Source organism: Shinella sp. NM-101 (genome assembly GCF_021401195.1).
Taxonomy (GTDB): domain Bacteria; phylum Pseudomonadota; class Alphaproteobacteria; order Rhizobiales; family Rhizobiaceae; genus Shinella.
The window spans coordinates 22258-47760 of the sequence record NZ_JACBFT010000007.1; the positions used below are offsets into that span (position 1 = coordinate 22258).

Below are 25503 nucleotides of genomic sequence, written 5' to 3' on the forward strand. Positions count from 1 at the left end.
CTGGTTGGGGAGGACGCCATGTCTTGCGACGCCCTCTTCCAATCGGGGATGGGCTCGGTAGATGCCCCCCGAACGGAAGAACGCTTTTCGATGCGTGCCATCGCGGCACGGTCTGGCTTTTATGCCGTTACGCCAACCGGTCCCATGCGGCCGGTGAAGACACCCTGCCTGCCCGTCCTCCATTTCACGCGATATGCCGACCGGGCGAACAGCGCCAAGGCGCTGTCACACCGCCGTGTCCGCACGACGATACCGTAACAGACGGTTCCTTCCCTGAGCCCACGCGGAGCGGGAGGCCTGTGCCTCTCCTCGTCGCGTTTCTATCGCGTTTCCGGCGCTGCCTGCGCACGATCCACCGCAAGAAGACAGGTTCTCCATGTCCCTCACCACGCCCTATTACCTGATCGACAAGTCGAAGCTTCTCGCCAACATGGAGAAGATCGCCCTGCTGCGCGAGATTTCCGGCGCCAGGGCGCTCCTGGCGCTGAAATGCTTCGCCACCTGGTCGGTCTTCGATTTCATGCGGGACTACATGGACGGCACGACCTCCTCCTCGCTCAACGAGGTGCGCCTCGGCCACGAGCGCTTCGGCAAGGAGACGCACGCCTATTCCGTCGCCTATGCCGATTACGAGATCGACGAGGTCATCAGCCACGCCGACAAGATCATCTTCAACTCTGTCAGCCAGCTCGACCGCTTCTGCGACAAGGCCGCCGGCATCGTGCGCGGCCTGCGGCTCAACCCGGGCATCTCCTCCTCCAGCTTCGATCTCGCAGACCCCGCCCGCCCCTTCTCGCGCCTTGGCGAATGGGATGTGAAGAAAGTCGAGCCGGTCATGGACCGCGTTTCCGGCTTCATGATCCACAACAATTGCGAGAACGGCGATTTCGACCTCTTCCACCGCATGCTCGGCACCATCGAGGAGAAGTTCGCCCCGCTGCTGAAGAAGGCCGAATGGGTGAGCCTTGGCGGCGGCATCCACTTTACCGGTGCAGACTATCCGCTGGAAAAGTTAGCCGAGCGGCTGAAGCGCTTTGCCGGCGACTACGGCGTGCAGGTCTATCTGGAGCCGGGCGAAGCCTCGATCACCAGGTCCACCTCGCTTGAGGTGACCGTGCTCGACACGCTCAACAACGGCAAGGACCTCGCCATCGTGGACAGTTCCATCGAGGCGCACATGCTGGACCTGCTGATCTACCGCGAGAACGCCAAGCTCTCCCCGAACACCGGGCCGCACCGCTACATGGTCGCCGGCAAGTCCTGCCTTGCCGGCGACATCTTCGGCGAGTTCAATTTCGAGCAGGAACTGAAGGTCGGCGACCGCATCTCCATCCAGGACGCGGCCGGCTACACCATGGTCAAGAAGAACTGGTTCAACGGCGTGAAAATGCCGGCCATCGCCATCCGCGAGCTGGATGGCAGCATCCGCACCGTCCGCGAATTCGACTACGCGGACTACGAGGCAAGCCTTTCCTAAATCCCCCCGTCAACCCAGAAGGAGCTATTCCGGGACATGAAGAAGAACGTGCTCATCATCGGCGCCGGCGGCGTTGCACAGGTCGTGGCGCACAAATGCGCCCAGAACAACGACGTGCTCGGCGACATCCACATCGCTTCGCGCACCAGGGCGAAGTGCGACAAGATCATCGCGTCCGTTCATGAGAAGAAGGCGATGAAGCAGCCGGGCGTCCTTGAAGGCCACGCCCTCGACGCGCTCGACATCGAGGCCACCAAGGCGCTCATCGCATCGACGAAGTCGCAGATCGTCATCAATGTCGGCACCGCCTTCCTCAACATGTCGGTGCTGCGCGCCTGCATGGACACGGGCGTCGCCTATATCGACACCGCGATCCACGAGGAGCCGGGCAAGATCTGCGAGACGCCGCCGTGGTACGGCAACTACGAATGGAAGCGCGCCGCCGAATGCGAGGAAAAGGGCATCACCGCCATCCTCGGCGCGGGCTTCGACCCGGGCGTCGTCAACGCCTATGCGAAACTCGCCAAGGACGAATATCTCGACACGGTGACGGACGTCGATATCGTCGACATCAATGCCGGCAGCCACGGCAAGTACTTCGCCACGAACTTCGACCCGGAAATCAACTTCCGCGAATTCACCGGCGTCGTCTATTCCTGGCAGAACGGCCAGTGGCAGACCAACAAGATGTTCGAGATCGGCAAGGATTACGACCTGCCGGTCGTCGGCACGCGCCGCGCCTATCTGTGCGGCCATGACGAGGTGCATTCGCTGGCGAAGAACATGGACGGCGCGAATGTGCGCTTCTGGATGGGCTTCGGCGATCACTACATCAACGTCTTCACCGTCTTGAAGAACCTCGGCCTGCTCTCCGAGCAGCCGGTCAAGACGGCCGAAGGCCAGGAAGTCGTGCCGCTCAAGGTCGTCAAGGCCGTGCTGCCCGATCCCGCCTCGCTCGCCCCCGGCTACGAAGGCAAGACCTGCATCGGCGACTATGTGAAGGGCCTGAAGGACGGCAAGGAAAAGACCGTCTTCATCTACAACGTGGCCGACCACAAGGAAGCCTATGAGGAAGTCGGCTCGCAGGGCATCTCCTACACCGCCGGCGTGCCGCCGGTCGCCGCGGCCATGCTCGTCGCGACGGGCGAGTGGGACGTGAAGAAGATGGCGAATGTCGAGGAACTGCCGCCGAAGCCCTTCATCAACCTCCTGAACCGCATCGGCCTGCCGACCCGCATCCAGGACGAGGACGGCGACCGCGCAGTTAGCTTCTAAACCGATGCCCATGCCGTGGACGGCATGGGCAAGGTTCCCGAAACGAAAAGGCCGGCGTAATGCCGGCCTTTTCTCATGATGGCTGTCCGCCATTCATGCGATCTTCTCGATCTCCAGTTCCTGCCCGCCCATCGTCACCACATCGCCGACCGCCTTGCCCATGAGGAGGCGCGCGACGGGGGAGACATAGGAGATCGACCCCGCCTTGGGGTCGGCCTCGTCCTCGCCGACGATGCGGTAGGTCTGCACGCGGCCGTCGTCCCGGTTGAAGGTGACGGTGCTGGCGAAGGCGACGACATCGTTCGAAGCCGGCGGGGGAATGAGCTGGGCGGTGCGCAGCCGCTCGGCGAGGTAGCGCAGATCGCGCACCGGGCCGGCCATCTGGCGCCGCCGCTCGTTCACGTCCTCGATGGCGTTGGCGGCCTCATAGGCGTCCTTCGCCTCCTGAAGCTGGCGTTCGAGCGCCTTGAATCCCGACTCGGTCACGAGATTGGGATGCGGCGAGACGGGGCGATCCGGCAGATGGGTTTCCGCCGCCGTTTCGGCGCTCTCTTCCTTGACGAATGCGACGCTCACGCTCGGACTCCGTTATGATTTGCGCGCGGATGTTACGGAAATTCGCGTGCCATTGCTACCGCAGCCAGACGGCAAGATCGGAGGGCTTGCCGCCGCGGCGGCGCAGCGAGACCAGCTTCTCCCGGGCGAATTTCTTCGCCGCCGCCTCGGCGGCCTCGCGATTGGGATAGGTGTCCGGCAGGACATAATCCTTGCCGCCGCACGACAGCAGCGCCCGGCAACTCAGAACGTCGAAATGCAACTGTATATCGGTTTGCTCGCCCATTTCGTCCTCCCTTCAAGACAACGGGAGAAACACCGCACGCGCCGGGAAGTTCCCCACGCGTGCCGGGTCTGGTCACACGCTCAGACGATGCCGCCGGAACCGGCGATGGAAGCCGGACGTTCGGCGGCGACCTTCCGGCGATAGCCGCTGGCGCGGTAGGTCGCGACCGGATCGATCGCCCCGCCGGTGCGGCGGCGGGCTTCGGCGAGGATCGGCTCCACATCGGTGCGGTAGGCGCGCTTGAGCGTTTCCGTCGCCATGAGGGCGTCGTTGTCCTCCTGGTAGCTGGACAGCGCCGTGCGGTCGACGAGGAGCGCCTGCGCGTAGGCGCGGCGGATTTCGTTCGCGCTGTTGATCAGGCTTTCGATCGGGTCGGTGACATTGTGCGACTGGTCGATCATGTGCGCCGGGTGGAAGCCCTTGGCGCCGCGCGCCTCCGCATCCACCAGTTCGTTGAAGACGAGGAAGAGGCGATAGGGCTCGATGGCGCCGGCATCAAGGTCGTCGTCGCCGTATTTGGAATCGTTGAAGTGGAAGCCGCCGAGCTTGCCGAACTGGATGAGGCGAGCGACGATCATCTCGATATTGGTGTTCGGCGCGTGATGGCCGAGATCGACGAGGCATTGCGCCTTGGGGCCGAGCGTCTCAGCGATGAGATAATTCGTGCCCCAGTCCTGCACGACGGTCGAATAGAAGGCCGGCTCGTACATCTTGTGCTCGGAGAACAGCTTCCAGTCATCCGGCAGGCCCTTGTAGATCTCCGCCATGGCAGCAAGGTAGCGCTCGAAGGCCCTGGTGAAGTTGCTCTGGCCGGGGAAGTTGGAGCCATCGCCGACCCAGACCGTCAGCGCCTTGGAGCCGATGGCCTTGCCGATCTCGATGCATTCCAGATTGTGCTCGACCGCCTGGGCGCGTGTCGCCGCGTCCGTGTGGCTGAGCGAGCCGAATTTGTAGGAATGTTTCTGGCCGGGTGCATCGGAGAAGGTGTTGGAGTTCATGGCGTCGAAGCCGAGGCCGAGCGCATCGCCCTTCGCCTTCAGTTCCTTCGGATCGGCCTTGTCCCACGGGATATGCAGCGAGACATTGGGCGTGGCGCGCGTCAGCTGCTGGATGACGGCGCAGTCGTCCAGCTTGTCGAAGACGCCGCGCGGCTCGCCGGTGCCGGGAAAGCGCGCGAAGCGCGTGCCGCCCGTGCCGACGCCCCAGGAGGGGACGGCAACGAAGAACTGTTCGACCTTGCCCGTGACGGCCTCGATGTCGATGCCGCGGCGGGCGAGGTTCGCGCCGAGCGCCTCGTAATCTTCCTTCAGCGCCTGGGCGCGCCTGTCGTTTTCCCGCGCGACGACATCCTGCGCGATCCTGAATTCAGCCATTCCATCCTCCCTGATCCACGCGGACTAGCGCGGAAAACTCTGCGCGTTGCCGGCATCCACGTTGATGATGTTGCCCGTCGACTTTGCCGAAAGGTCCGATGCGAGGAAATAGATCGCCTCGGCGATGTCCTCCGGGAAGACGTTGAGCTTGAGCATCGACCGCTTGCGGTAATGCTCCTCCAGCTCGCCCACCTCGATCTTCGAGGAGGCGGCGCGCTGCTTGCGCCACTCGCCGCCCCAGATCTTGGAGCCGCGCAGCACCGCGTCGGGGTTGACCGTGTTGACGCGGATGCCCGCCTCCGCGCCTTCGAGAGCAAGGCAGCGGGCAAGGTGGATCTCGGCGGCCTTGGCCGTGCAATAGGCCGAGGCGTTCGGCGAGGAGGCAAGGCCGTTCTTGGAGGCGACGAAGACCACGTTGCCGCCGAGGTTCTGGCGGCGGAAGAGGCGGAACGCCTCGCGCGAGACGAGAAAGTAGCCGGTCGCGAGGATCTCGATGTTCTTGTTCCACATCGAAAGCTCGGTGCTTTCGACCGGTGCCGAGGAGGCGATGCCGGCATTGGAAACGAGGATATCGACGCCGCCGAATTCGACGCAGGCTTCCGTGAAGGCGGAGATGACGCCCGCCTCGTCCGTCACGTTGAGCGTGACGGTGCGCACGGCGTCGCCGCCGTAGGTCTTCGCGAAGTCCGCACCGACCTCAGCCAGCGCAGCGGCGTCGATATCGGCCAGAACCACGCAGGCGCCCTCGCCCGCCAGCCGCGCGGCCGTCGCGCGGCCGATGCCGCCGGCACCGCCCGTCACGAAGGCGACGCGGCCGGCAAGGCTCTTCGGCTTCGGCATGCGCTGGAGCTTCGCTTCCTCCAGCAGCCAGTATTCGATGTCGAAGGCTTCCTGCTCCGGCAGGCCCTGATATTCGGAAACCGTCGAGGCGCCGCGCATCACGTTGATGGCGTTGACGTAGAATTCGCCGGCGATGCGCGCGGTCGCCTTGTCCTTGGCGAAGGAGAACATGCCGACGCCGGGAACGAGGAAGATGACCGGGTTCGGATCGCGCATGGCCGGCGAATTGCCGCGCTTGCAGGCTTCGTAGTAGCGGGCGTAGTCGGCGCGATAATCTTCCAGCGCCTTGTCGAGGCCGGCGATCACGGCATCCACATCGGGCTTGGCGGGATCGAAATCGACGATCAGCGGGCGGATCTTGGTGCGCAGGAAATGGTCCGGGCAGGAGGTGCCGAGCGCGCCGAGCGGCCTCAGGTCCTTCGAATTGACGAATTCGAGCACGGCGGCCTGGTCGTCGAAATGGCCGAGCTTGCGTTCGCCCTTGCCGATGCGGCCGCGGATTTCCGGCATCAGCTTCGCTACGACGGCGCGGCGCTCGGTTTCACCGAGGCTCTTGGCGACGGCGCCGCCGAAGATCGTCTTGCCTTCCGTCTCCTTGCCGAACCATTCGATCGCCCGGTTGATGATGTCGAGTGTCAGCAGGTAGCAATCCTTGGCATCGTCCGCCCAGGTGAAGAGCCCGTGGCTTTCGAGCACGACGCCCTTGGCATTCGGGTTCGCCTTCACGAAGGCTTCGAGGTCGAGGCCGAGCTGGAAGCCGGGGCGACGCCAGGGCAGCCAGCCGATCTCCTCACCGAATATTTGCGCCGTCAGCGCCTTCGAGTTCTTCGACGCGGCGATGGCGATGATCGCGTCCGGGTGCATGTGGTCGACATGCGCGAACGGCACGAAGCCGTGCAGGGGCGTATCGATGGAGGCGGCGCGCGGATTGAGGTTGAAGGTGCAGTGCGGCAGGAAGCCGACCATGCGGTCCTCGTCCTCGACGCCCTTGTAGATGCCCTTCAGCGCTTCGAGCTTTTCCATGTAGAGGGTGGCGAAACCGTCGAGCTTGATCGTACCGACGTCGCCGCCGGAGCCCTTCACCCACAGGACACGGACCTTTTCGCCCGTCAGCGGATCGGTTTCCAGCACCTTGGCCGAGGTGTTGCCGCCGCCGTAATTGGTGATGCGCTTGTCTGCGCCGAGGAGGTTGGAGCGGTAGAGCAGCTTGCCCGGCTCGTCGAGCCCTGCGGCATGGGCGTCGTCCCAACGGTTTTCGAGAAGGCGGGGCTGGCCCGTCATGACATCCTCCCTGGTCTGTCCAATCACGGGATGCCGGCGCGGCGTCCCGTCTCCTTTGCCAGAGCTATGGCGCACCTTGGCTCGCAATGTCAATCATTTTTGATCACTAAAGATCATTGTGCAATGCAATATGATCTTTTTTGATCGTTTTTGATTGACAGGCTAAAACGAATGCGAATAAATCATACTGAGGAGGACCCCATGCACGAACGCGAACGCCATCGCATCATTCTGAGCGCTATCCAGGAAAAGCCCGTCGTGACGGTGCAGGATATCGCCGAACTGACCGAGGCATCCGAAGCCACGATCCGCCGCGACATCGCGGCCCTGCATGTGCAGGGCAAGCTGCGCCGCGTGCGCGGCGGCGCCGAGGCCGTGCATCCGCCGCAGCTCGGCAATCTGGCGGCGCGTCCGTTCAAGGTCTCCGAATCGATCAACATCGATCGCAAGCGCGCAATCGCCCGCCGCGCGGTGGAGCTCTGCGAGGAAGGCGACTCCATCATCATCAACGGCGGCACCACGACGTTCCAGATGGTGCATTTCATGTCGGCCCGCCGCCTGCAGGTCATGACCAATTCCTTCGCCATCGCCGAGCATCTGGTGAAGCATTCCAAATGCACGGTGAGCGTTCCGGGCGGCGCGATCTACCGCGACCAGAGCCTCATCCTCTCGCCCTTCGACAATGACGCGATCCGCAATTTCTATGCGCGGCGCATGTTCATCGGCGCGCAGGGCGTCAATGCGCTCGGCATCATGGAGGGAGACGCGCTGGTGATCCAGAGCGAGCAGAAGCTGATGCGGCAGGCGGAGGAATTGATCGTGATGGTCGATTCCAGCAAGTTCGAGCGGCGCTCCAGCCTCATTCTGTGCCCGCTGGAGAATGTCACCACGATCATCACCGACGACAGGATTTCGGACGAGGCGGCCGCCATGGTCGCCCATGCCGGCATAAGGCTCATCACGGTCAAGCCGATGGCTTCGACCGAGAAGGAGGATTCCACCTCGGCGGCCTGACAAGCGGGCGGCCGGGAGGAGTGAACGTTTCAACATTGGGAGGAAAACCATGAAACTGACCACGAAACTGCTCGCCGGCGCGGCGCTCGCGCTTGCCGCCATGGTGTCCACGGCCAATGCCGCGGACATGAAGATCGCCCTTCTCGTCAAGTCGCTCGGCAACGGCTTCTTCGAGGCCGCCAACAAGGGCGCGGAGGAAGCCGCCAAGGAACTCGGCGGCGTCGAGATCATCTATACCGGCCCGACCACGACGACGGCCGAAGGCCAGATCGAAGTCATCAACTCACTGATCGCGCAGGGCGTCGACGCCATCGCGATCTCCGCCAACGACCCGGACGCCGTCGTCCCGGCGCTGAAGAAGGCCCAGCAGCGCGGCATCAAGGTCATCTCGTGGGACTCGGGCGTGGCGCCCGAAGGCCGCATCATGCACCTCAACCCGTCGTCCAACGAGCTGATCGGCAAGATGTGCCTGCAGCTCGCCAAGGACCACCTGCCGGATGGCAAGGGTGACTTCGCGATCCTCTCGGCGACGACGACCTCGACCAACCAGAACACCTGGATCGAGGAAATGAAGAAGCAGATCGGCGACTTCCCGGGCCTCAACCTCGTCACCACCGTCTACGGCGACGACCTTGCCGACAAGTCCTACCGCGAAGCCAACGGCCTCCTGACCTCGCAGCCGAACGTCAAGGTCATCGTCGCCCCGACGACGGTCGGCGTGCTTGCCGCCTCGCAGGCCGTCAAGGATGCCGGCAAGATCGGCGAGGTCTACGTGACGGGCCTCGGCCTGCCTTCCGAGATGGCCGGCGCCATCAAGTCGGGCGCGACCAAGGAATTCGCCATCTGGAACCCGATCGACCTCGGCTATTCCGCAACCCAGATCGCCTATCATCTCGTCAAGGGTGACACGGACGGCGCGCCGGGCTCGGAAATCGAAGCCGGCCGCATGGGCAAGATCAAGGTCGGCGACAACGGCGAGGCCGCCATGGCCGATCCCTTCGTCTACGATGCCTCGAACGTCGAAGAGTTCGCGAAGATCTTCTGATCCAAAGCAAGACGATGCCGCTGTCTTCCTTCTCCCCGGCGGGGAGAAGGTCGCGGCAGCGGGATGAGGGGGCCGCCGGAGGCGAAAGCGACCGTCCCTCCCCCTCATCCGACCCTTCGGGCCACCTTCTCCCCGAGGGGGAAGGAAAACCGAGACGCCGTGCGTCCCACGCAATTGCCCGGCCCTTCGCTGGAGAGGGCCTTCAAGGTGAAACCGAACATGCTCGCCGCCACACAACAGTCCGATGCCGGCTCGATGTCCGAAAGCACAAAGTCGCCCATTCTGGAGATGCGTGGCATCTCGCAGATATTCCCCGGGGTGAAGGCGCTCGACGGCGTCGATATCGCGCTCTATCCCGGCGAGGTGACGGCGCTGATCGGCGAAAACGGCGCGGGAAAATCGACGCTGGTGAAAATCCTGACCGGCATCTACCGCCCGAACGAGGGCGAGATCGTCATGGACGGCAAGCCCGTCGCCTTCGCCAATGCGCAGGCCGCCATCGACGCCGGCGTGACGGCGATCCATCAGGAAACCGTGCTCTTCGACGAGCTGACGGTCGCGGAGAACATCTTTCTCGGCCATGCGCCGCGCACGCGCTTCGGCCTCATCGACTGGAAGACCATCAACGAGCGCGCCCGCGCGCTGATGCACCAGCTCGAAAGCAATATCGATCCGACGATCAAGCTGAAGGACCTCTCCATCGCCCAGCGGCATCTGGTGGCGATCGCCCGGGCGCTTTCGGTCGAGGCGCGCATCGTCATCATGGACGAGCCGACGGCCGCCCTTTCGCGCAAGGAGATCGACGACCTTTTCCGCATCGTCGGGAACCTGAAGAAGCAGGGCAAGGCCATCCTCTTCATCAGCCACAAGTTCGACGAGCTCTACGAGATCGCCGACAGCTACGCCGTCTTCCGCGACGGGCGCATGGTCGGCGCCGGCCGGCTGAGCGAGACGCCGCAGGAGGAGATCGTGCGGCTGATGGTCGGCCGCGACGTGCATGACGTCTTCCCGAAGAGCAAGGTCGCCATCGGCGAGACCGTGTTCAGGGTCGAGGGCTACTGCCACGACACGGAATTCCGCGACATCTCCTTCGACCTCCGGCGCGGCGAGATCCTCGGCGTCTACGGCCTGATCGGCGCTGGGCGCTCGGAGCTCTGCCAGTCGCTGTTCGGCATGACCGTGCCCGCCTCGGGAAAGACCTTCCTCGACGGGCGCGAGATCGCCATCCGCTCCTCCGCCGACGCGATTGCCGCCGGCATCGTCTACGTGCCGGAGGAGCGCGGCCGCCACGGCCTCGCGCTCGAAATGCCGATCTACCAGAACATGTCGCTGCCCTCGCTCGCCCGCACCTCGGCGCGCGGTTTCCTCAAGGCGATCAACGAGTTTTCGCTGGCGCGCAAATATGCCGAGCGGCTGGACCTTCGCGCCGCCGCGCTCGCCGTGCCGGTCGGCACGCTTTCGGGCGGCAACCAGCAGAAGGTGGTGATCGGCAAGTGGCTCGCCACGAAGCCGAAGGTCATCATCCTCGACGAGCCGACCAAGGGCATCGACATCGGCTCCAAGGCGGCCGTGCATGCCTTCATCTCCGAACTTGCCGGCGAGGGCCTTTCCATCGTCATGATCTCCTCCGAACTGCCTGAGATCCTCGGCATGTCGGACCGCGTGATGGTGATGCGCGAGGGGCTGATGGCCGGCCTGTACGACCGCGACGGGCTGACGGCGGAAACGCTGGTGCGCGCGGCGACCGGCAATGCGTAAGGGCGAATGAGCATGCAGCGTCTTCTCAAGAACCGTGAACTCCTGCTGGCCCTGATCATTCTCGTGATGATCGCCGGCTTCGCGACGCGTGCGGCCGGCTTCGCTTCCCCCGCCAACCTTGCCAATATCTTCAACGACACGTCGATCCTGATCATCCTCGCCCTCGGCCAGATGACGGTGATCCTGACCAAATCCATCGACCTTTCCGTCGCCGCCAACCTCGCCTTCACCGGCATGGCCGTCGCCATGCTGGATGCGGCCTATCCCGGCCTGCCGCTGGCGCTGCTCATCGTGCTCGCCATCGGCATCGGCGCGGCGCTCGGGGCGATCAACGGCTTCCTCGTCTGGCTCCTGCAGATACCGCCCATCGTCGTGACGCTCGGCACGCTCACCATCTATCGCGGCATGGCCTTCGTGCTGTCGGGCGGCAGCTGGGTGAACGCCCACCAGATGACACCCGATTTCCTCAACCTGCCGCGCTTTCCCGTGCTCGGCCTGCCGATCCTCTCCTGGCTCGCCATCGCCATCGTGCTGATGATGTGGTTCGTGCTGACGCGCACGCCCTTCGGCCGCGCCGCCTATGCCTCTGGCGGCAACCCCACGGCCGCCGTCTATGCCGGTATCGATGTCGGCCGCTCGCGCTTCCTCGCCTTCGTGCTATCAGGCGCGCTCGCCGGCCTCTCGGGCTATCTCTGGGTGTCGCGCTATGCCGTCGCCTATGTCGACATCGCCGCCGGCTTCGAGCTGGACAGCGTCGCGGCCTGCGTCATCGGCGGCATCTCCATTGCCGGCGGCATCGGCAGCGTGATCGGCACGGTGCTCGGCGCGCTCTTCCTCGGCGTCATCAAGAACGCGCTGCCCGTCATCGGCATTTCGCCCTTCGCGCAGATGGCGATCTCGGGCGTCGTCATCATCCTCGCCGTCGTCTTCAACGCCCGCGCCGAGAAGAAGAAGGGCCGCATCATCCTGCGCGACCGCGCCGCCAAGGAGACGCTGGCATGAACCAAATGACACCGGGCGAAACCACGATCCGCCGCCAGACCCCCGACCGGCTCGGCACGCCGATGAAGCGCCTGCTGGCAAGCTGGGAGGTGCTGCTCTTCTGCGTGGCCGTCCTCATCTTCATCGCCAATTCGCTGGCCTCGCCCTATTTCCTCGATGCCTGGAACCTCTCGGACGCGACGTTCAACTTCACGGAAAAGGCGCTGGTCGCCTTCGCCATGGCGCTGCTGATCATCGCTGGCGAGATCGACCTTTCCGTCGCCGCAATCATCGCGCTCGCCTCGACCGCCATGGGCGCGGCGGTGCAGATGGGCGTCGGCACGCCCGGCCTCGTCGCCATCGGCATCGGCACCGGCCTTGCCTGCGGCGCGTTCAACGGCCTGCTCGTCGCCGGCCTCAAGCTGCCGTCCATCGTCGTCACCATCGGCACGATGAGCCTCTTCCGCGGCATCTCCTATATCGTGCTCGGCGATCAGGCCTATGGCAAGTATCCCGCCGATTTCGCCTGGTTCGGCCAGGGCTATGTCGTCTGGGTGTTCTCCTTCGAATTCGTGCTCTTCCTCGTCATGGCCGCGGTCTTCGGCGTGCTGCTGCACAGGACAAATTTCGGCCGCCACGTCTATGTCATCGGCAACAACGCCATGGCCGCGCGCTTCTCCGGCATTCCGGTCGACCGGGTGAAGTTCATCCTTTTCCTGCTGACAGGCCTGATGAGCGGCATCGCCGCCGTCTGCCTCACCTCGCGCCTCGGCTCCACCCGCCCCTCCATCGCGCAAGGGTGGGAGCTGGAGATCGTGACCATGGTCGTGCTCGGCGGGGTTTCGATCCTCGGTGGGGCCGGCACCATCGCAGGCGTCGTCATCGCCGCCTTCGTGATGGGCCTCGTCACCTTCGGCCTCGGCCTTCTCAACGTTCCCGGCATCGTCATGTCCATCTTCATCGGCCTCCTGCTGATCGTTACCATCGCCCTGCCGATCGTCGCGCGCCGGATCAAGCATGCGAGGGGAGCCTGATGGAACGCTACGCCTTCAAGATGAAGCTCCATCCCGGCATGGAAGCGGAATACAGGAAGCGCCATGACGCGATCTGGCCCGAGTTGGTCGCCCTGCTGCGCGAGGCCGGCGCGTCCGACTATTCCATCTATCTCGACCCGGAGACGAACATCCTCTTCGGCATCCTCACCCGGCCGGAGAACCACGCCATGGCGGCCTTGCCCGACCACCCCGTGATGAAACGCTGGTGGGCGCACATGGCCGATATCATGGAGACCAACCCGGACAATTCCCCCGTCCAGAGCGACCTCGTTCCCGTCTTCCACATGCCATGACAGCCTGTTCCCGCATCGCCGTCCTCGACATCGGCAAGACCAACGCCAAGGTCGTCGTCCTCGACGCTACGACGCGCGCGGAAGTCGCCGCCGCCCGGATGGCCAACGCCGTCCTGAAGGACTGCCCCTATCCGCATTACGATGCGGAAGCCCTCTGGGCCTTCACGCTGGACGCCTTCCGGCGCTTTGCGAGGGAACCCGGCTTCGACGCGATCTCGATCACGACGCACGGTGCCTCCGCCGCACTGCTCGATGCCGAAGGCCGGCTCGCCATGCCGGTGCTCGACTACGAGCACGAATATCCGCAAGGGATCCGTGACGCCTATGACGCGCTTCGCCCGCCCTTCGCGGAGACGCGCTCGCCGCGCCTGTCGATGGGCCTCAATGTCGGGGCGCAGTTGCACTACCAGAAGACCGTGTTTCCCAAGGCCTTCGCCAAGGTGACGACCATCATGACCTACCCGCAATACTGGGCGGCACGGCTGACCGGCATCGCGGCGAACGAGGTGACATCGCTCGGCTGCCACACCGATCTCTGGAACCCGCAGACGGGCAACTATTCCTCGCTGGTCGATACGCTCGGCATCCGCCCGCTGATGGCGCCGATCCGGCCGGCCTTCGATGCGCTCGGTCCCGTCCTGCCGGAGATTGCCGAAACGATCGGCGTCTCGGTCCCCGTCTATTGCGGCATCCACGATTCCAATGCCTCGCTGCTGCCGCATCTGGTGGCGCGGCAGGCGCCCTTCTCGGTCGTCTCGACCGGCACCTGGGTGATCAACTTCGCCGTCGGCGGCGACCTGGAGCATCTCGATCCGGCGCGCGACACGCTCGCCAATGTCGATGCCTATGGCCGCGCCGTGCCCTCCTCCCGCTTCATGGGCGGGCGGGAGTACGAAATCCTCTCCGCGGAAATCGGCAGCGTGGCGGATGAAGCTATCCTCGCGGCCCTGCCCGCGGTGATCGAAAGGAAGCTGATGCTCACGCCGAATGTCGCGCCGGGTTCCGGGCCCTTCCCCGGTCATCAAAGGCGATGGCTGAATGCGGCGGGCGCGAGCGCCGCAGAGTGCCATGCCGCCGCCTGCCTCTACCTCGCCCTGATGAACGAGGCCTGCCTTGGCCTGATCGGGGCGAAAGGGCCGACGATTGTCGAAGGGCCGTTCGCCGCAAACCGGCTCTACCTCACTCTTTTGGCCGCATTGACCGGCCGCCCGGCCATCGCCGTGCCGGGCTCCACCGGCACCAGCCAGGGTGCTTCGCTGCTCACCGGCATCGCGCCGGTCGCAACGCAGGAAACGCGGGTGAAGCCTACCGATATTGCGGGGCTGGAGGCCTATCGTGCGGCCTGGCTTGCGGCGATCGGCTAAGCCTCAATCGGCGCTGAGCGCGACGGCCGGCTGGAGATGCGAGGCGTTGCGGGCCGGCAGGTAGCCGAAGACGAGGCCCGTCAGGAACGAGCAGGCGAAGGCGAGCGCGACGGGACCGGCCGTGAAGCTGACGGGCATGCCGAACACCTTGGCGAGCCCGCCGATGGAAAGGCCGAGCACGACGCCGATGGCCCCGCCGATGGCCGATACCACGAGCGCCTCGATGAGGAATTGCAGCAGGATATCGCGCCGCCGCGCGCCGGTCGCCATGCGCACGCCGATCTCGCGGGTGCGCTCGCGCACGCTCACCAGCATGATGTTCATCACCCCGATGCCGCCGACGAGCAGCGAGATGGCCGCGACGGAGCCGAGGAAGAGCTTCATCGTGTTCGACGTCTCGGTGAAGGCCTCGCGCACCGAGGACATGTTGGTGATCTGCGTATCCTCGGCCTTGTGCCGCTCGTTCAGCAGCGACTGAATGGCATCCTGCGTCAGGTCGATGGCCGCGGCGTCCTCGACCTGAACGGTGATGGTGCGCACGTTGCGCTGGCCGAAGAGCCGCATGCTGCCGGTGGAAAGCGGCACGAGCATCACGTCGTCCTGGTCGTTGCCGCCGGCGCTCGCGCCCATCTCGGCCATCACGCCGATCACCTGGAAGGGGATCTTGTTGACCAGCACATACTGGCCGAGCGGATTGCCGCCGCTCGGGAACAGCGTCTTCGCCACCGTCTGGCCGAGCACGACGACCGGCGCATAGGTGTCCATGTCGTCCTGGTTGATGAATTCGCCGGAAGCGATGCTCCAGGATTTCGCGCGCGGGAAGGCCGGCACCGTGCCGTTGGCGGTCGTCTGGTAATCGATATTGCCGTAGCGCACCGTGACGGAACTCGTCATTTCCGGCACGGCGAAGGCGACGTTCGGCAGTTCGAGGATCGCGTCTGCATCCGAGGGAACGAGCGTCACGGGAAAGCTGCCGCCGGCGCCGCGGAAACTCGCCATGCTGGGGCGCACCAGAAGCAGGTCCGAGCCCATTGAGGAAATGCGGTCGAGCACGGAGTTCTGCGCGCCCGTGCCGATCGCCAGCATCGCCACCACCGAGCCGACGCCGATGACGATGCCGAGCAGCGTCAGCACCGTGCGGAAGAGGTTGGCGTGCAGCGCCCGGAAGGCCATCTTGATCGCCTCCGAAATGTCGGCGATGGCGGCGGAGCCTTCCTGCACGGCCTTTTGCAGGCCGGCGGCGGCTTCCGCGGAGGGGCGGGCCTTGCGGGCGCGGTCGGAGATGATGCGGCCGTCGCGGATCTCGATCAGCCGGTCGGCCGCCTCCGCCACCTCGCGCGAATGGGTGATGAGGATGATCGTGTGGCCGTCCTCGTGCATGCGGCGCAGGAGAGCCATCACCTCTTCGCCGCTCTGGCTGTCGAGCGCGCCGGTCGGCTCGTCGGCGAGGATGACGCGGCCGCCGTTCATCAGCGCGCGGGCGATGGAGACGCGCTGCTGCTGGCCGCCGGAAAGCTGGTTCGGGCGGTGGTCGAGCCGGTCGCCGAGCTTCAGCGAACCGAGCAGCGCTTCGGCCCGCTCCTGCCGGTCGCGCGCGGGAAGGCCGGCATAGATCGCCGGCACCTCGACATTCTCGCGGGCGCTGGCGGTGGGGATGAGGTTGTAGCTCTGGAAGACGAAGCCGAAGGTGCGGCGGCGCAGCGCCGCAAGGTCGTCGCTCTCGAAATCGGCGACCGGCTCGCCATCGATCAGGTAGTCGCCGGAGGTCGGCTGGTCGAGACAGCCGAGGATGTTCATCAGCGTCGACTTGCCCGAGCCGGACTGGCCGATGATCGCGACGAACTCCCCCGCCTCGATGTCGAGCGTGACGCCGTGCAGGACCTCCACGGCGAAGTCGCCGTTATAGAAGGTCTTGGTGACGTCCCTAAGCGAGATGAGCGCCGTCATGGCCGCACCTCAGAACATCGGCGGCATGCGCATGCCGCGTCCGGAGCTGCGGCCGCTGCCGGAGCCATTGCCGCCGCCCGCGCTGACGATCACCTTGTCGCCCTCGGCAAGGCCGCTCTTCACCTCGACGCTAACGCGGTTGCGGATGCCGGTCTCGACCGCGCGCACGTCCTGCGCGCCGGAGGCGGTGACGACCGTCACCTCCGTCGTCGGCTTGCCGCCGCCTTCCGCCCGCTTCGTCGTCACCGCACCGGCCGGCACGATCAGCACGTCGCGCGCTGCGGCCTGCACGAAGAAGACCTGCGCGCTCATCGACATCATCAGTTCGCCGTCCGTGTTCGGCACGTCGAACAGCGCATTGTAGAGCACGACATTGTTCTCGACGGTCGGCGACGGCTCGATCTGGCGGAGCTTGCCGGTGAAGCGCTTGCCCGGCTGGCCGAGCAGCGTGAAATAGGCCTCCATGCCTACCGTAAGGCGGCCGACATCGGCCTCGGAGACCTCGGCGCGCACGGTCATGGTGGAAAGGTCGGCGATGGTGACGATGGTGGGGGCGGACTGGACGGCGTTCAGCGTCTGGCCTTCCTTCACCGGATTGGCGATGACGGTGCCGGCCATCGGCGCGTAGATCTTGGTGTAGCCGAGATCGACCTGGTCGCCGGCCAGCGTCGCCTGCTGCTTGCGGATCTGAGCCTCGGTGGCGTTGACGTCCGCCTCCGCCGCGGCAAGATCGGCCACGGCCTGGTCGAGCGCCTGCCTGGCCGCGGCGTTGCCGGCCACCAAGCTTTGCTGGCGGGCGATATTGGCCTGCTTGAATTCGAGCTGCGCCTTCTTGGAAACGAGCTGTGCCTGGAGATTGGCGAGTTCCGCGCGGTTGATCTCCATGCGGTTCTCGATGGTCGCCGGGTCGATCTCGGCGAGGAGCTGGTCCTTCGTCACGGTATCGCCGATCGCCACGCGCAAAGCCTTGAGCTGGCCGGACACCTGCGCACCGGCATCGACGGACTTGACCGCCTCCAGCGTGCCGACCGCCGTCACCGCATTCTCGATGTCGCCGCGCACGACGGGCTGCGTGATGATCGCGGTCGTCGTCTCGGCGGGCGCATAGGCCTTCCAGCCGTAATAGCCGGCACCGGCGAGGATGGCGATCACCGGCAGCCATATCCAGGCGCGCGACCGCCGCTTGCGGCGCGTCGGCGGAACCGCGCCCGGCATGAAGGTGACGTTGGTGCGGCCGGCCCCGTCGGCAGCCTTCTCATCGGTTTTCGGTCGTGCGGTCTTGGTCATCGGCGTTCCACATGTCGAGGCCGTGCCTCTCGCGTCCCTTTTGTTGACATGTGGCACCGCAGGACCCCGAGGAGAAGCCCTTGGGATCATTATATTTTCGTAATGTTTATCAAAAGGGGCGCGTCAGCCGGCCCTGCCGGTCCGCCGCGATGCGATGCGCCGGCGCAGATCCGCGACCTCCTCCTGCGTCAGGGGCCGCACCGCGCCCTTCGCCAGATCGCCGAGCGCAAGGGCGCCGATCGCCACACGCACGAGGCGCAGGCAGGCGCTGTCCAGCGCCTCCAGCATGCGGCGGATCTGGCGGTTCTTGCCCTCGTCCAGCACCACCTCGATCCAGGAATTGCGGTCGCCCTCGCGCAGGAGGCACGCCTTGCGCGCCCGCAGCACATCGCCGTCATGCGTTACACCGCGCATCATCGCGTCGAGCAGCGCCTCGTCGGCGATGCGGTCGAGCTGGACGTGATAGGTCTTGGCGACATGCGTCCCGGGGTCGAGCAGCGCCTGGGCGAATTCCGTGTCGTTGGTGAAGAGCAGGAGCCCCTCGCTCGCCTTGTCGAGGCGGCCGACGGGGGAAAGATGCGCATGGTCGAGATGGGTCAGGCAATCGAAGACCGTCGGGCGGCCTTCCGGGTCGTGCCGCGTGGTGACGAGGCCGCGCGGCTTGTTGAGCATCAGGTAGACGCGCTCCTCGGCGGCGACGCGCCTGCCGTCCACCGCGATCACCGCATCGGAAAGGTCGACCCAGGTCTCAAGGTCCGTCGTCACGCGGCCGCCGACCGCCACCCGTCCCTCGCGCACCAGCGCTTCGGCCTGCGCGCGCGAGCAGAAGCCGAGCTTGGAGAGGGCGCGCGGCAGCGTCACCCGCTTGCCGCCCGCGGGCGGGCCGGCCTCACGGCCGGTTTTCGGTTTCTGCGCCTTTCGGGTGCCCTTCATCTCGCCGTCCTCGGTTGACCCAAAGGCCCTTGCCATTCTAAAGCCGGGGTCGTCCAGCCAAATCCGCAAAGCCCGAAGTGAGACGCCGTTGACAAAGGACGACATTACCCACGAACTCGTGACGCTGCGCGACTACTGGCGCTATGCGATCTCCCGTTTCAACGCCGCCGACCTCAGCTACGGCCACGGCACGACGACGGCCGGCGACGACGCGGCCTTCCTGCTGCTGGATTCGCTGGACCTGCCGATCGACGCGCTCGATCCCTTCCTCGACGCCCGCCTGCTGCCGGCCGAGCGCCGGCTGCTGGGCGAGCGGATCGAGGCGCGCGTTTCCACCCGCAAGCCCTCCGCCTACCTTACCGGCCGATCCTATATCCAGGGCGTGCGCTTCCATGTCGACGAGCGGGTGATCGTGCCGCGCTCGCATATCGGCGAAATCCTGTTCAGCGAATATCTCGGCGAGCACGGCTCGTCCTTCCTGCCCGACCCGATGGCCGTCGAAAGCGTGGTGGACATCTGCACCGGCTCGGGCTGCCTTGCCGTGCTGGCCGCGAAATTCTTCCCCGCGGCGACCGTCGATGCCGTCGACCTTTCGGCCGATGCGCTTGAAGTCGCCGAACTGAACATCGCCGAGCACGATGTCGCCGGGCAGGTGAACCTTTTCGAAGGCGACCTTTTCGCCCCGCTTGCCGGCCGGACATACGATCTCATCATCACCAACCCGCCCTATGTCGATCAGGAAGCACTGGACGGCTATCCGCCGGAATTCCGCGCGGAGCCGAAAATGGCCCATGACGGCGGCGAGGACGGGCTCGACCTCGTCCGCCGCATCCTCGCGGACGCGCCGGCCTATCTCAATCCCGAAGGCGGCATGATCTGCGAGATCGGCTCGGGACGCGAAATCCTCGAGGAGGAGTTCCCGCATCTCGACTTCGTCTGGCTGGAAACGGAGCAATCCCAGGACGCGGTCTTCTGGATCTCCGCCGAAGCCCTCGGCGTAGCCTAGCGCATTTCCGCTGGCTTCTCGCGCCGGCATCCGCTTCTATCGGGGTACTTCGGGCGCATCCGCGTTCGAGCCTCGATGGAGCCGTTGAACGTGAACGATGACATGCAGGAAGGCGGGACCGGGCGCAACGGACGGGCAAGCCGGCTGACGCTGCTGTGCCGCGGCGCGACCGCATCCAACCGCCTGTCTCGCCTTTCCTCCGACGAACCGCTCCTGCCGAAGGAGGCGCTGCGGGCGAGGCTGCTTGCCGGGCGGCTGCGGGCAAGCGATGCGGTGTTCAGCGCGCCGGAGATCGCCGCGCGCGAGACGGCGGCATTCCTTTCCGCCGCGCCGGCCCCCTGCGATGCCCTGCGCGATGTCGACTACGGGCGGTGGAACGGCCGCCGCATCGACGAGATCGCGGCGGAAGACCCGTTCGGCCTCCGGGAATGGATGACGGACCCTGCTTCTGCGCCGCATGGCGGGGAGAGCTTCGAGGCGGTGCGCGCGCGATGCGCCGCATGGCTCGATGGCCAGCACGGAGCGGGCGGGCACCGGCTCGCCGTCACCCACGCCGTCGTGCTGAAGATCGTCCTTGCCCATGTCCTGCAGGCGCCGCTCACCGCCGTCTGGCGCGCGGACATCGAGCCGCTCGGCCTGATGACCCTCACAAGCGACGGCCGACGGTGGGCGCTGCGGTTCTTCGGTGCCCACCCCGATCCGGCGTCCGGCTGAGACTTTCAGAAATCCCAGTCCTCGTCCTCGGTCGCGACCGCCTTGCCGATGACGTAGGACGAGCCGGAGCCGGAGAAGAAGTCGTGGTTCTCGTCGGCATTCGGCGAGAGGGCGGAGAGGATGGCCGGGTTGACCTTGCAGGCTTCCGGCGGGAAGAGCGCCTCGTAGCCGAGATTCATCAGCGCCTTGTTGGCGTTGTAGTGCAGGAACTTCTTGACGTCCTCGGTGAGGCCGACGCCGTCGTAGAGTTCCTCGGTGTACCTGGCCTCGTTGTCGTAGAGCTCGAGCAGGAAATCGAAGGCGAAGTCCTTGATCTCCTGCTGCTTCTGCGCGCCCAGGCGCTCGATTGCGCGCTGGAACTTGTAGCCGATATAGTAGCCGTGCACGGCCTCGTCGCGGATGATGAGGCGGATCAGGTCGGCGGTGTTGGTGAGCTTGGCACGGCTCGACCAGTACATCGGCAGGTAGAAGCCGGAATAGAACAGGAAGCTTTCGAGGAAGACGGAGGCGATCTTCTTCTTCAGGGGATCGCCGGAGGCGTATTGCTCCATGATCAGCGCCGACTTCCTTTGCAGGAACTCGTTCTCCTCCGACCAGCGATAGGCGTCGTCGACGTCGGGCGTCAGGCACAGAGTCGAGAAGATCGAGGAATAGGAGCGCGCATGCACCGCCTCCATGAAGGAGATGTTGGAAAGCACCGCCTCCTCGTGCGGCGTTGCCGCGTCCGCCATCAGCTTCACCGCGCCGACGCCGTTCTGGATCGTGTCGAGCAGGGTGAGGCCGGTGAAGACGCGGATGGTGAGCTTCTGCTCTTCCGGTTTCAGGGTCGCCCAGGAGGGGATGTCGTTGGAGAGCGGCACCTTTTCCGGCAGCCAGAAATTGCCGGTCAGGCGGTTCCAGACCTCCAGGTCCTTGTCGTCATCGATGCGGTTCCAGTTGATGGCGCGGATGGCGCTGGCGGCCTTCGGGGCCTTGGTCTTCACTTGGATGTTCATGGCGTCACCGAAATCAGAGGGCGCAGGAGACGCAGCCCTGCACTTCCGTGCCGGACAGCGCCATCTGGCGAAGGCGGATGTAGTAGATGGTCTTGATGCCCTTCTTCCAGGCGTAGATCTGCGCCCGGTTGATGTCGCGGGTCGTCGCGGTGTCGCGGAAGAACAGCGTCAGCGACAGGCCCTGGTCGACGTGCTGCGTGGCCGCCGCATAGGTGTCGATGATCTTCTCCGGGCCGATCTCGTAGGCATCCTGGTAATAGTCGAGATTGTCGTTGGTCATGAAGGCGGCCGGATAGTAGACGCGGCCGATCTTGCCCTCTTTCCGGATCTCGATCTTCGAGACGATCGGGTGGATCGAGGAGGTCGAGTGGTTGATGTAGGAGATCGAGCCGGTCGGCGGCACGGCCTGGAGGTTCTGGTTGTAGAGCCCGCCTTCCATGACAGCGGCCTTCAGCGCGCGCCAGTCCTCCTGGGTCGGGATGTCGATGCCCGCCGCATCGAAAAGGGCCTTGACCCTCTCCGTCGCCGGCAGCCATTCCCGCTCGGTGTACTTGTCGAAATATTCGCCGGAGGCGTATTTCGAGTTCTCGAAGCCCTTGAAGCTCTTTGCCTTCTCCACCGCCAGCCGGTTGGAAGCGCGGACGGCGTGGTAGGTCACCGTGTAGAAGTAGATATTGGTGAAATCGACACCCTCTTGCGAACCATAGAAGATGCGCTCGCGGGCGAGATATCCGTGCAGGTTCATCTGGCCGAGGCCGATGGCGTGGCTGTCGTCGTTGCCCTTCTCGATCGAGGGGACCGAGGAGATGTGGCTCATCTCCGAGACCGCCGTCAGCGCGCGGATCGAGGTCTCGATGGTCTGGCCGAAATCGGGGCTGTCCATCGCGGCGGCGATGTTGAGCGAACCGAGGTTGCAGGAGATGTCCTTGCCCATCTTCGCATAGGAGAGGTCGTCGTTGAACTCGCTCGCCTCGCTCACCTGGAGGATCTCTGAGCAGAGATTGCTCATGGAGATGCGGCCGGCGATGGGGTTTTCCCGGTTCACCGTGTCCTCGAACATGATGTAGGGATAGCCGCTCTCGAACTGGATCTCGGCGATGACCTGGAAGAAGTCGCGCGCCTTGATCTTCTTCTTGCGGATGCGCCCGTCCTCGACCATCTCGCGGTACTTCTCGCTCACCGAGATCTCGGTGAAGGGCACGCCGTAGACGCGCTCCACGTCATGCGGCGAGAACAGGTACATGTCCTCGTTGTTCCTGGCGAGCTCGAAGGTGATGTCGGGGATGACGACGCCGAGGGAGAGCGTCTTGATGCGGATCTTCTCGTCGGCATTCTCGCGCTTGGTGTCGAGGAAGCGCATGATGTCGGGATGATGGGCGTGGAGGTAGACCGCGCCCGCCCCCTGCCGCGCGCCGAGCTGGTTGGCATAGGAGAAACTGTCCTCCAGCAGCTTCATCACGGGGATGACGCCGGACGACTGGTTCTCGATCTGCTTGATCGGCGCGCCCATCTCGCGAAGGTTCGTCAGCGACAGCGCGACGCCGCCGCCGCGCTTGGAAAGCTGCAGGGCCGAATTGATCGAGCGGCCGATGCTCTCCATGTTGTCCTCGACGCGCAGCAGGAAGCAGGAGACGAGCTCGCCGCGCTGCTTCTTGCCGGCGTTGAGGAAGGTGGGCGTCGCCGGCTGGAAGCGGCCGGAGATGATCTCGTCGACGAGCTCGCGGGCAAGCTGCTCGCTGCCGCGCGCCAGCGCCAGCGCCACCATGCAGACCCGGTCCTCGTAGCGCTCCAGGTAGCGCTTTCCGTCGAAGGTCTTCAGCGTATAGGACGTGTAGTACTTGAACGCGCCGAGAAAGGTGGGAAAGCGGAATTTCCTGTCATAGGCGTGGTCGAAGAGATCGCGCACGAAATTGAAGGAATACTGGTCCAGCACCTCCTGCTCGTAATAACCCTCGGTCACCAGGTAATCGAGCTTCTCCCTGAGGTTATGGAAGAAGACCGTGTTCTGGTTGACGTGCTGGAGGAAATATTGCTTGGCGGCCTGCCGGTCCTTGTCGAGCTGGATCTTCCCCTCGTCGTCGTAGAGGTTCAGCATCGCGTTCAGCGCGTGGTAATCCAGCGCCGTGATTTCCGGGGCCTTCGCCGGCTTGTCTGCCACGGGGTGAGGAAACGCGTGAGGCGTTTTTTCGCTCGCGTCCCGGGGCGTCGGGGTGTTCATCGTGTCCAAAATCGTTCCAGTCCCTGTCTGACGTTGTCGACGTCCTCCTTCGTGCCGAGCAGCTCGAAACGGTAGAGGAACGGCACCGCGCACTTCGCGGAAATGATGTTGCCCGCGACGGCGTATCCGGTGCCGAAATTGGTGTTGCCGGCCGCGATGACGCCGCGGATCAGGCTTCTGTTGCGCGGATTGTTGAGGAAGCGGATGACGGGCCTCGGCACCGCCCCCTTCTGGCCGCCCCCGCCATAGGTCGGCGAGACCAGCACGAAGGGGTCCTCGACCTCCGGCGACTCCTCCGCCGCATCGACCGGCAGGCGCAGGGCCTTGACCCCGAGCTTTTCGACGAAGCGGCGGGTGTTTTCCGAACGGCTGGAGAAGTAGACGAGCCCGGCCATCATGCGCCCCTCAGGCGAGCGCGCTGATCATGTCCGGCCGGAAGCCGGCCCAATGGCGCTCGCCGGCGATGACGACGGGAACCTGGCGATAGCCGAGGCCCTGCACGAGCGCGAAGGCATCGGCGTCCTCGGACACGTCGACGACTCGGTAATCGATACCCTGGCGGTCGAGCGCGCGGGTGGTCGCGGTGCACTGGACGCAGGCGGGCTTGGAATAGACGGTGATGGACATGGTTTTCCTCGTGGTCTGGGAATTGGGCATGGGAGATCGTCCGGCCATCCGCCGATGGCCGTCCGAGACGTCGGACATGAGATGGACGGCCGTGTACCGACGGCCGGGCACAGGGGCGCTGCTACTCGCGCGGATACGCTGGAAACGTGATCGACATGGACTTCACCCCGAAGCAGTTACGCGGGGCACCAGGGAAAACGACGGGCGGCATCATTCCGCACCGACCACTCGCCTGCCGGACTCCCCGCCCGTGGACGTTGATGCGCGAGGCAGGTCTCCTGGCTTGCGGGTCGCCACATCCGTCCGCCTTCCCAAGGCATTTGCGCCCCAGTGGCTCATCGAACGAATGCTCGCCGCTTACAGTTGCGGGGGCAGCTCCGGATTGTCGCGGCCATCATGGCCGCCCCGGATTCCCGTCTTAGCCTTCGATCCTCTCGAATCGAAGGAACCTCGAACACAAGATATAGTAGACGAGGTAAAAAATGCGTCAATGGCTATGGCAGGTTATCAACGGATTCATGACATTCGGCCGGCGGCGGCGCGGGCAGGCCCGCCGGTCCGCCTGCGGGCGACTTTGCGCCGGCACAAAGAGCGGCGGGCCGGAGCACGGCATGATGGCGGCGTCAAAAGGATCGTTCCATGGCGGATGCGCAGCCCGGCCACACATATCGCCGCACGGATGCGCTGCCGAATGGACAGGCTGCAGGAGGCACCATGACCGAACCGTCCCTCGCCGCTGCCGACATCGGCCGGCTGGAAGCGCTTCATAAAGACCTGCTCGATCTCTGCCTGCGCCTCGAGGAGGCGGCAGGAGAGCCCGGGATCGTCAGCGAACTGCGGGACCTCGCCGAGGCGATCCCGCCCCTCCTCAGGGCGGTTCACGACCTGGAGGAGCGCCTGCTCTTTCCCGATTTCGACCGCAATGCCGGCTCCTGCTTCGCGGCCCTGACGATCGAGCGGCTGAAGGCGGAGCACCGCTATGACAGGCTGGCCGCGGAGGAACTGTCGCTGACGCTGAAGGCGGTCGCGGAGGAGCGTTGCGCGCTCTCCCCGGATACCGTTGCCCGCATGATCGGCGGCTTCCAGGAAAGCCTGCGCCGCCATGTCTTTTCCGAGCAGGTGCTGCTGGAGGCGCTGCTCTCCGCCAAGGCGGACGTGCGCGAGGTCTTCGCCTGAGCC

At 65.1% G+C, this 25503-nt stretch carries 23 protein-coding genes and 1 riboswitch; of the genes, 12 read left to right on the forward strand and 11 right to left on the reverse strand.

The features are described from left to right. Positions 1 to 376: 376 nt before the first annotated feature. Both L0976_RS14595 and L0976_RS14600 read left to right on the forward strand, forming a co-directional pair. Positions 377 to 1477: a carboxynorspermidine decarboxylase gene (locus L0976_RS14595; protein ID WP_234188045.1), complete on the forward strand. Its 1101-nt coding sequence runs from the start codon at positions 377 to 379 to the stop codon at positions 1475 to 1477. A 36-nt stretch (positions 1478 to 1513) separates the two neighbouring features. After that, a complete protein-coding gene (locus tag L0976_RS14600; protein ID WP_234188046.1) occupies positions 1514 to 2752 on the forward strand; it encodes a saccharopine dehydrogenase family protein in 1239 nt (412 codons plus the stop codon). Between the two features lie 93 nt (positions 2753 to 2845). Here the strand turns inward: L0976_RS14600 and greA are convergent, their stop codons facing one another. From greA to L0976_RS14620, 4 genes are all read right to left on the reverse strand, one after another. After that, on the reverse strand, positions 2846 to 3328 hold the full coding sequence (greA, locus tag L0976_RS14605; protein ID WP_234188047.1) for a transcription elongation factor GreA: 483 nt from the start codon (positions 3326 to 3328) through the stop codon (positions 2846 to 2848). Between the two features lie 55 nt (positions 3329 to 3383). After that, positions 3384 to 3593: a hypothetical protein gene (locus tag L0976_RS14610; protein ID WP_203317938.1), complete on the reverse strand. Its 210-nt coding sequence runs from the start codon at positions 3591 to 3593 to the stop codon at positions 3384 to 3386. A gap of 80 nt (positions 3594 to 3673) precedes the next feature. Then, on the reverse strand, positions 3674 to 4966 hold the full coding sequence (gene rhaI / locus L0976_RS14615) for an L-rhamnose catabolism isomerase (RefSeq protein WP_234188048.1): 1293 nt from the start codon (positions 4964 to 4966) through the stop codon (positions 3674 to 3676). Positions 4967 to 4990: 24 nt separating this feature from the next. After that, on the reverse strand, positions 4991 to 7087 hold the full coding sequence (locus L0976_RS14620) for a bifunctional rhamnulose-1-phosphate aldolase/short-chain dehydrogenase (RefSeq protein ID WP_234188049.1): 2097 nt from the start codon (positions 7085 to 7087) through the stop codon (positions 4991 to 4993). 201 nt (positions 7088 to 7288) lie between these two features. Here L0976_RS14620 and L0976_RS14625 point away from each other — a divergent pair, with 201 nt between their 5' ends. From L0976_RS14625 to L0976_RS14655, 7 genes are all read left to right on the forward strand, one after another. After that, complete coding sequence (locus tag L0976_RS14625) at positions 7289 to 8101, forward strand: DeoR/GlpR family DNA-binding transcription regulator (protein WP_203317935.1); 813 nt, start codon at positions 7289 to 7291, stop codon at positions 8099 to 8101. Positions 8102 to 8150: 49 nt separating this feature from the next. Then, positions 8151 to 9146: a rhamnose ABC transporter substrate-binding protein gene (gene rhaS / locus L0976_RS14630; protein WP_234188050.1), complete on the forward strand. Its 996-nt coding sequence runs from the start codon at positions 8151 to 8153 to the stop codon at positions 9144 to 9146. Positions 9147 to 9365: 219 nt separating this feature from the next. Next, complete coding sequence (locus tag L0976_RS14635) at positions 9366 to 10904, forward strand: sugar ABC transporter ATP-binding protein (protein ID WP_234188256.1); 1539 nt, start codon at positions 9366 to 9368, stop codon at positions 10902 to 10904. A 12-nt stretch (positions 10905 to 10916) separates the two neighbouring features. Continuing rightward, a complete protein-coding gene (locus tag L0976_RS14640) occupies positions 10917 to 11906 on the forward strand; it encodes an ABC transporter permease (protein WP_234188051.1) in 990 nt (329 codons plus the stop codon). A 5-nt stretch (positions 11907 to 11911) separates the two neighbouring features. After that, positions 11912 to 12919, forward strand: a complete 1008-nt coding sequence (locus L0976_RS14645) for an ABC transporter permease (RefSeq protein WP_234188257.1) — start codon at positions 11912 to 11914, stop codon at positions 12917 to 12919. Beyond that, positions 12919 to 13233, forward strand: coding sequence for an L-rhamnose mutarotase (gene rhaM / locus L0976_RS14650; protein WP_234188052.1), 315 nt, complete (start codon positions 12919 to 12921; stop codon positions 13231 to 13233). The genes L0976_RS14645 and rhaM overlap by 1 nt, the downstream gene beginning before the upstream one ends. Then, positions 13230 to 14597 (forward strand): FGGY-family carbohydrate kinase, encoded by a 1368-nt coding sequence (locus L0976_RS14655; RefSeq protein ID WP_234188053.1) that lies wholly within the window; start codon positions 13230 to 13232, stop codon positions 14595 to 14597. The genes rhaM and L0976_RS14655 overlap by 4 nt, the downstream gene beginning before the upstream one ends. Positions 14598 to 14600: 3 nt before the next feature. On the opposite strand, the gene L0976_RS14660 is transcribed toward L0976_RS14655, so the two are convergent. The 3 genes from L0976_RS14660 to L0976_RS14670 form a co-directional block, all read right to left on the reverse strand. Further along, positions 14601 to 16544, reverse strand: coding sequence for a MacB family efflux pump subunit (locus tag L0976_RS14660; protein ID WP_234188054.1), 1944 nt, complete (start codon positions 16542 to 16544; stop codon positions 14601 to 14603). A 9-nt stretch (positions 16545 to 16553) separates the two neighbouring features. Then, positions 16554 to 17831 (reverse strand): efflux RND transporter periplasmic adaptor subunit, encoded by a 1278-nt coding sequence (locus tag L0976_RS14665; RefSeq protein ID WP_234188055.1) that lies wholly within the window; start codon positions 17829 to 17831, stop codon positions 16554 to 16556. 123 nt (positions 17832 to 17954) lie between these two features. Then, positions 17955 to 18764 (reverse strand): pseudouridine synthase, encoded by an 810-nt coding sequence (locus L0976_RS14670; protein WP_234188056.1) that lies wholly within the window; start codon positions 18762 to 18764, stop codon positions 17955 to 17957. A gap of 88 nt (positions 18765 to 18852) precedes the next feature. On the opposite strand from L0976_RS14670, the gene prmB reads away from it, so the two are divergent. Both prmB and L0976_RS14680 read left to right on the forward strand, forming a co-directional pair. Continuing rightward, a complete protein-coding gene (gene prmB, locus L0976_RS14675; protein ID WP_234188057.1) occupies positions 18853 to 19770 on the forward strand; it encodes a 50S ribosomal protein L3 N(5)-glutamine methyltransferase in 918 nt (305 codons plus the stop codon). A 90-nt stretch (positions 19771 to 19860) separates the two neighbouring features. Further along, positions 19861 to 20484 carry a histidine phosphatase family protein gene (locus L0976_RS14680; RefSeq protein ID WP_234188058.1) on the forward strand — a complete coding sequence of 208 codons (624 nt, stop codon included), beginning with the start codon at positions 19861 to 19863 and terminating at the stop codon, positions 20482 to 20484. A 5-nt stretch (positions 20485 to 20489) separates the two neighbouring features. Here the strand turns inward: L0976_RS14680 and nrdF are convergent, their stop codons facing one another. The 4 genes from nrdF to nrdH are packed head-to-tail and all read right to left on the reverse strand — an operon-like array spanning position 20490 to position 24324. Then, a complete protein-coding gene (nrdF, locus tag L0976_RS14685) occupies positions 20490 to 21479 on the reverse strand; it encodes a class 1b ribonucleoside-diphosphate reductase subunit beta (protein WP_234188059.1) in 990 nt (329 codons plus the stop codon). Positions 21480 to 21492: 13 nt separating this feature from the next. Continuing rightward, on the reverse strand, positions 21493 to 23697 hold the full coding sequence (gene nrdE, locus L0976_RS14690) for a class 1b ribonucleoside-diphosphate reductase subunit alpha (protein ID WP_370643683.1): 2205 nt from the start codon (positions 23695 to 23697) through the stop codon (positions 21493 to 21495). Continuing rightward, positions 23694 to 24092 carry a class Ib ribonucleoside-diphosphate reductase assembly flavoprotein NrdI gene (gene nrdI, locus L0976_RS14695; RefSeq protein ID WP_234188258.1) on the reverse strand — a complete coding sequence of 133 codons (399 nt, stop codon included), beginning with the start codon at positions 24090 to 24092 and terminating at the stop codon, positions 23694 to 23696. Before nrdI ends, nrdE begins: the two co-directional genes overlap by 4 nt. A 10-nt stretch (positions 24093 to 24102) precedes the next feature. Continuing rightward, complete coding sequence (gene nrdH, locus L0976_RS14700) at positions 24103 to 24324, reverse strand: glutaredoxin-like protein NrdH (protein ID WP_203319665.1); 222 nt, start codon at positions 24322 to 24324, stop codon at positions 24103 to 24105. A 250-nt stretch (positions 24325 to 24574) separates the two neighbouring features. Further along, positions 24575 to 24792, reverse strand: a riboswitch (cobalamin riboswitch). 246 nt (positions 24793 to 25038) lie between these two features. Here nrdH and L0976_RS14705 point away from each other — a divergent pair. Then, on the forward strand, positions 25039 to 25500 hold the full coding sequence (locus tag L0976_RS14705; protein ID WP_203317921.1) for a hemerythrin domain-containing protein: 462 nt from the start codon (positions 25039 to 25041) through the stop codon (positions 25498 to 25500). Positions 25501 to 25503: the final 3 nt, after the last annotated feature.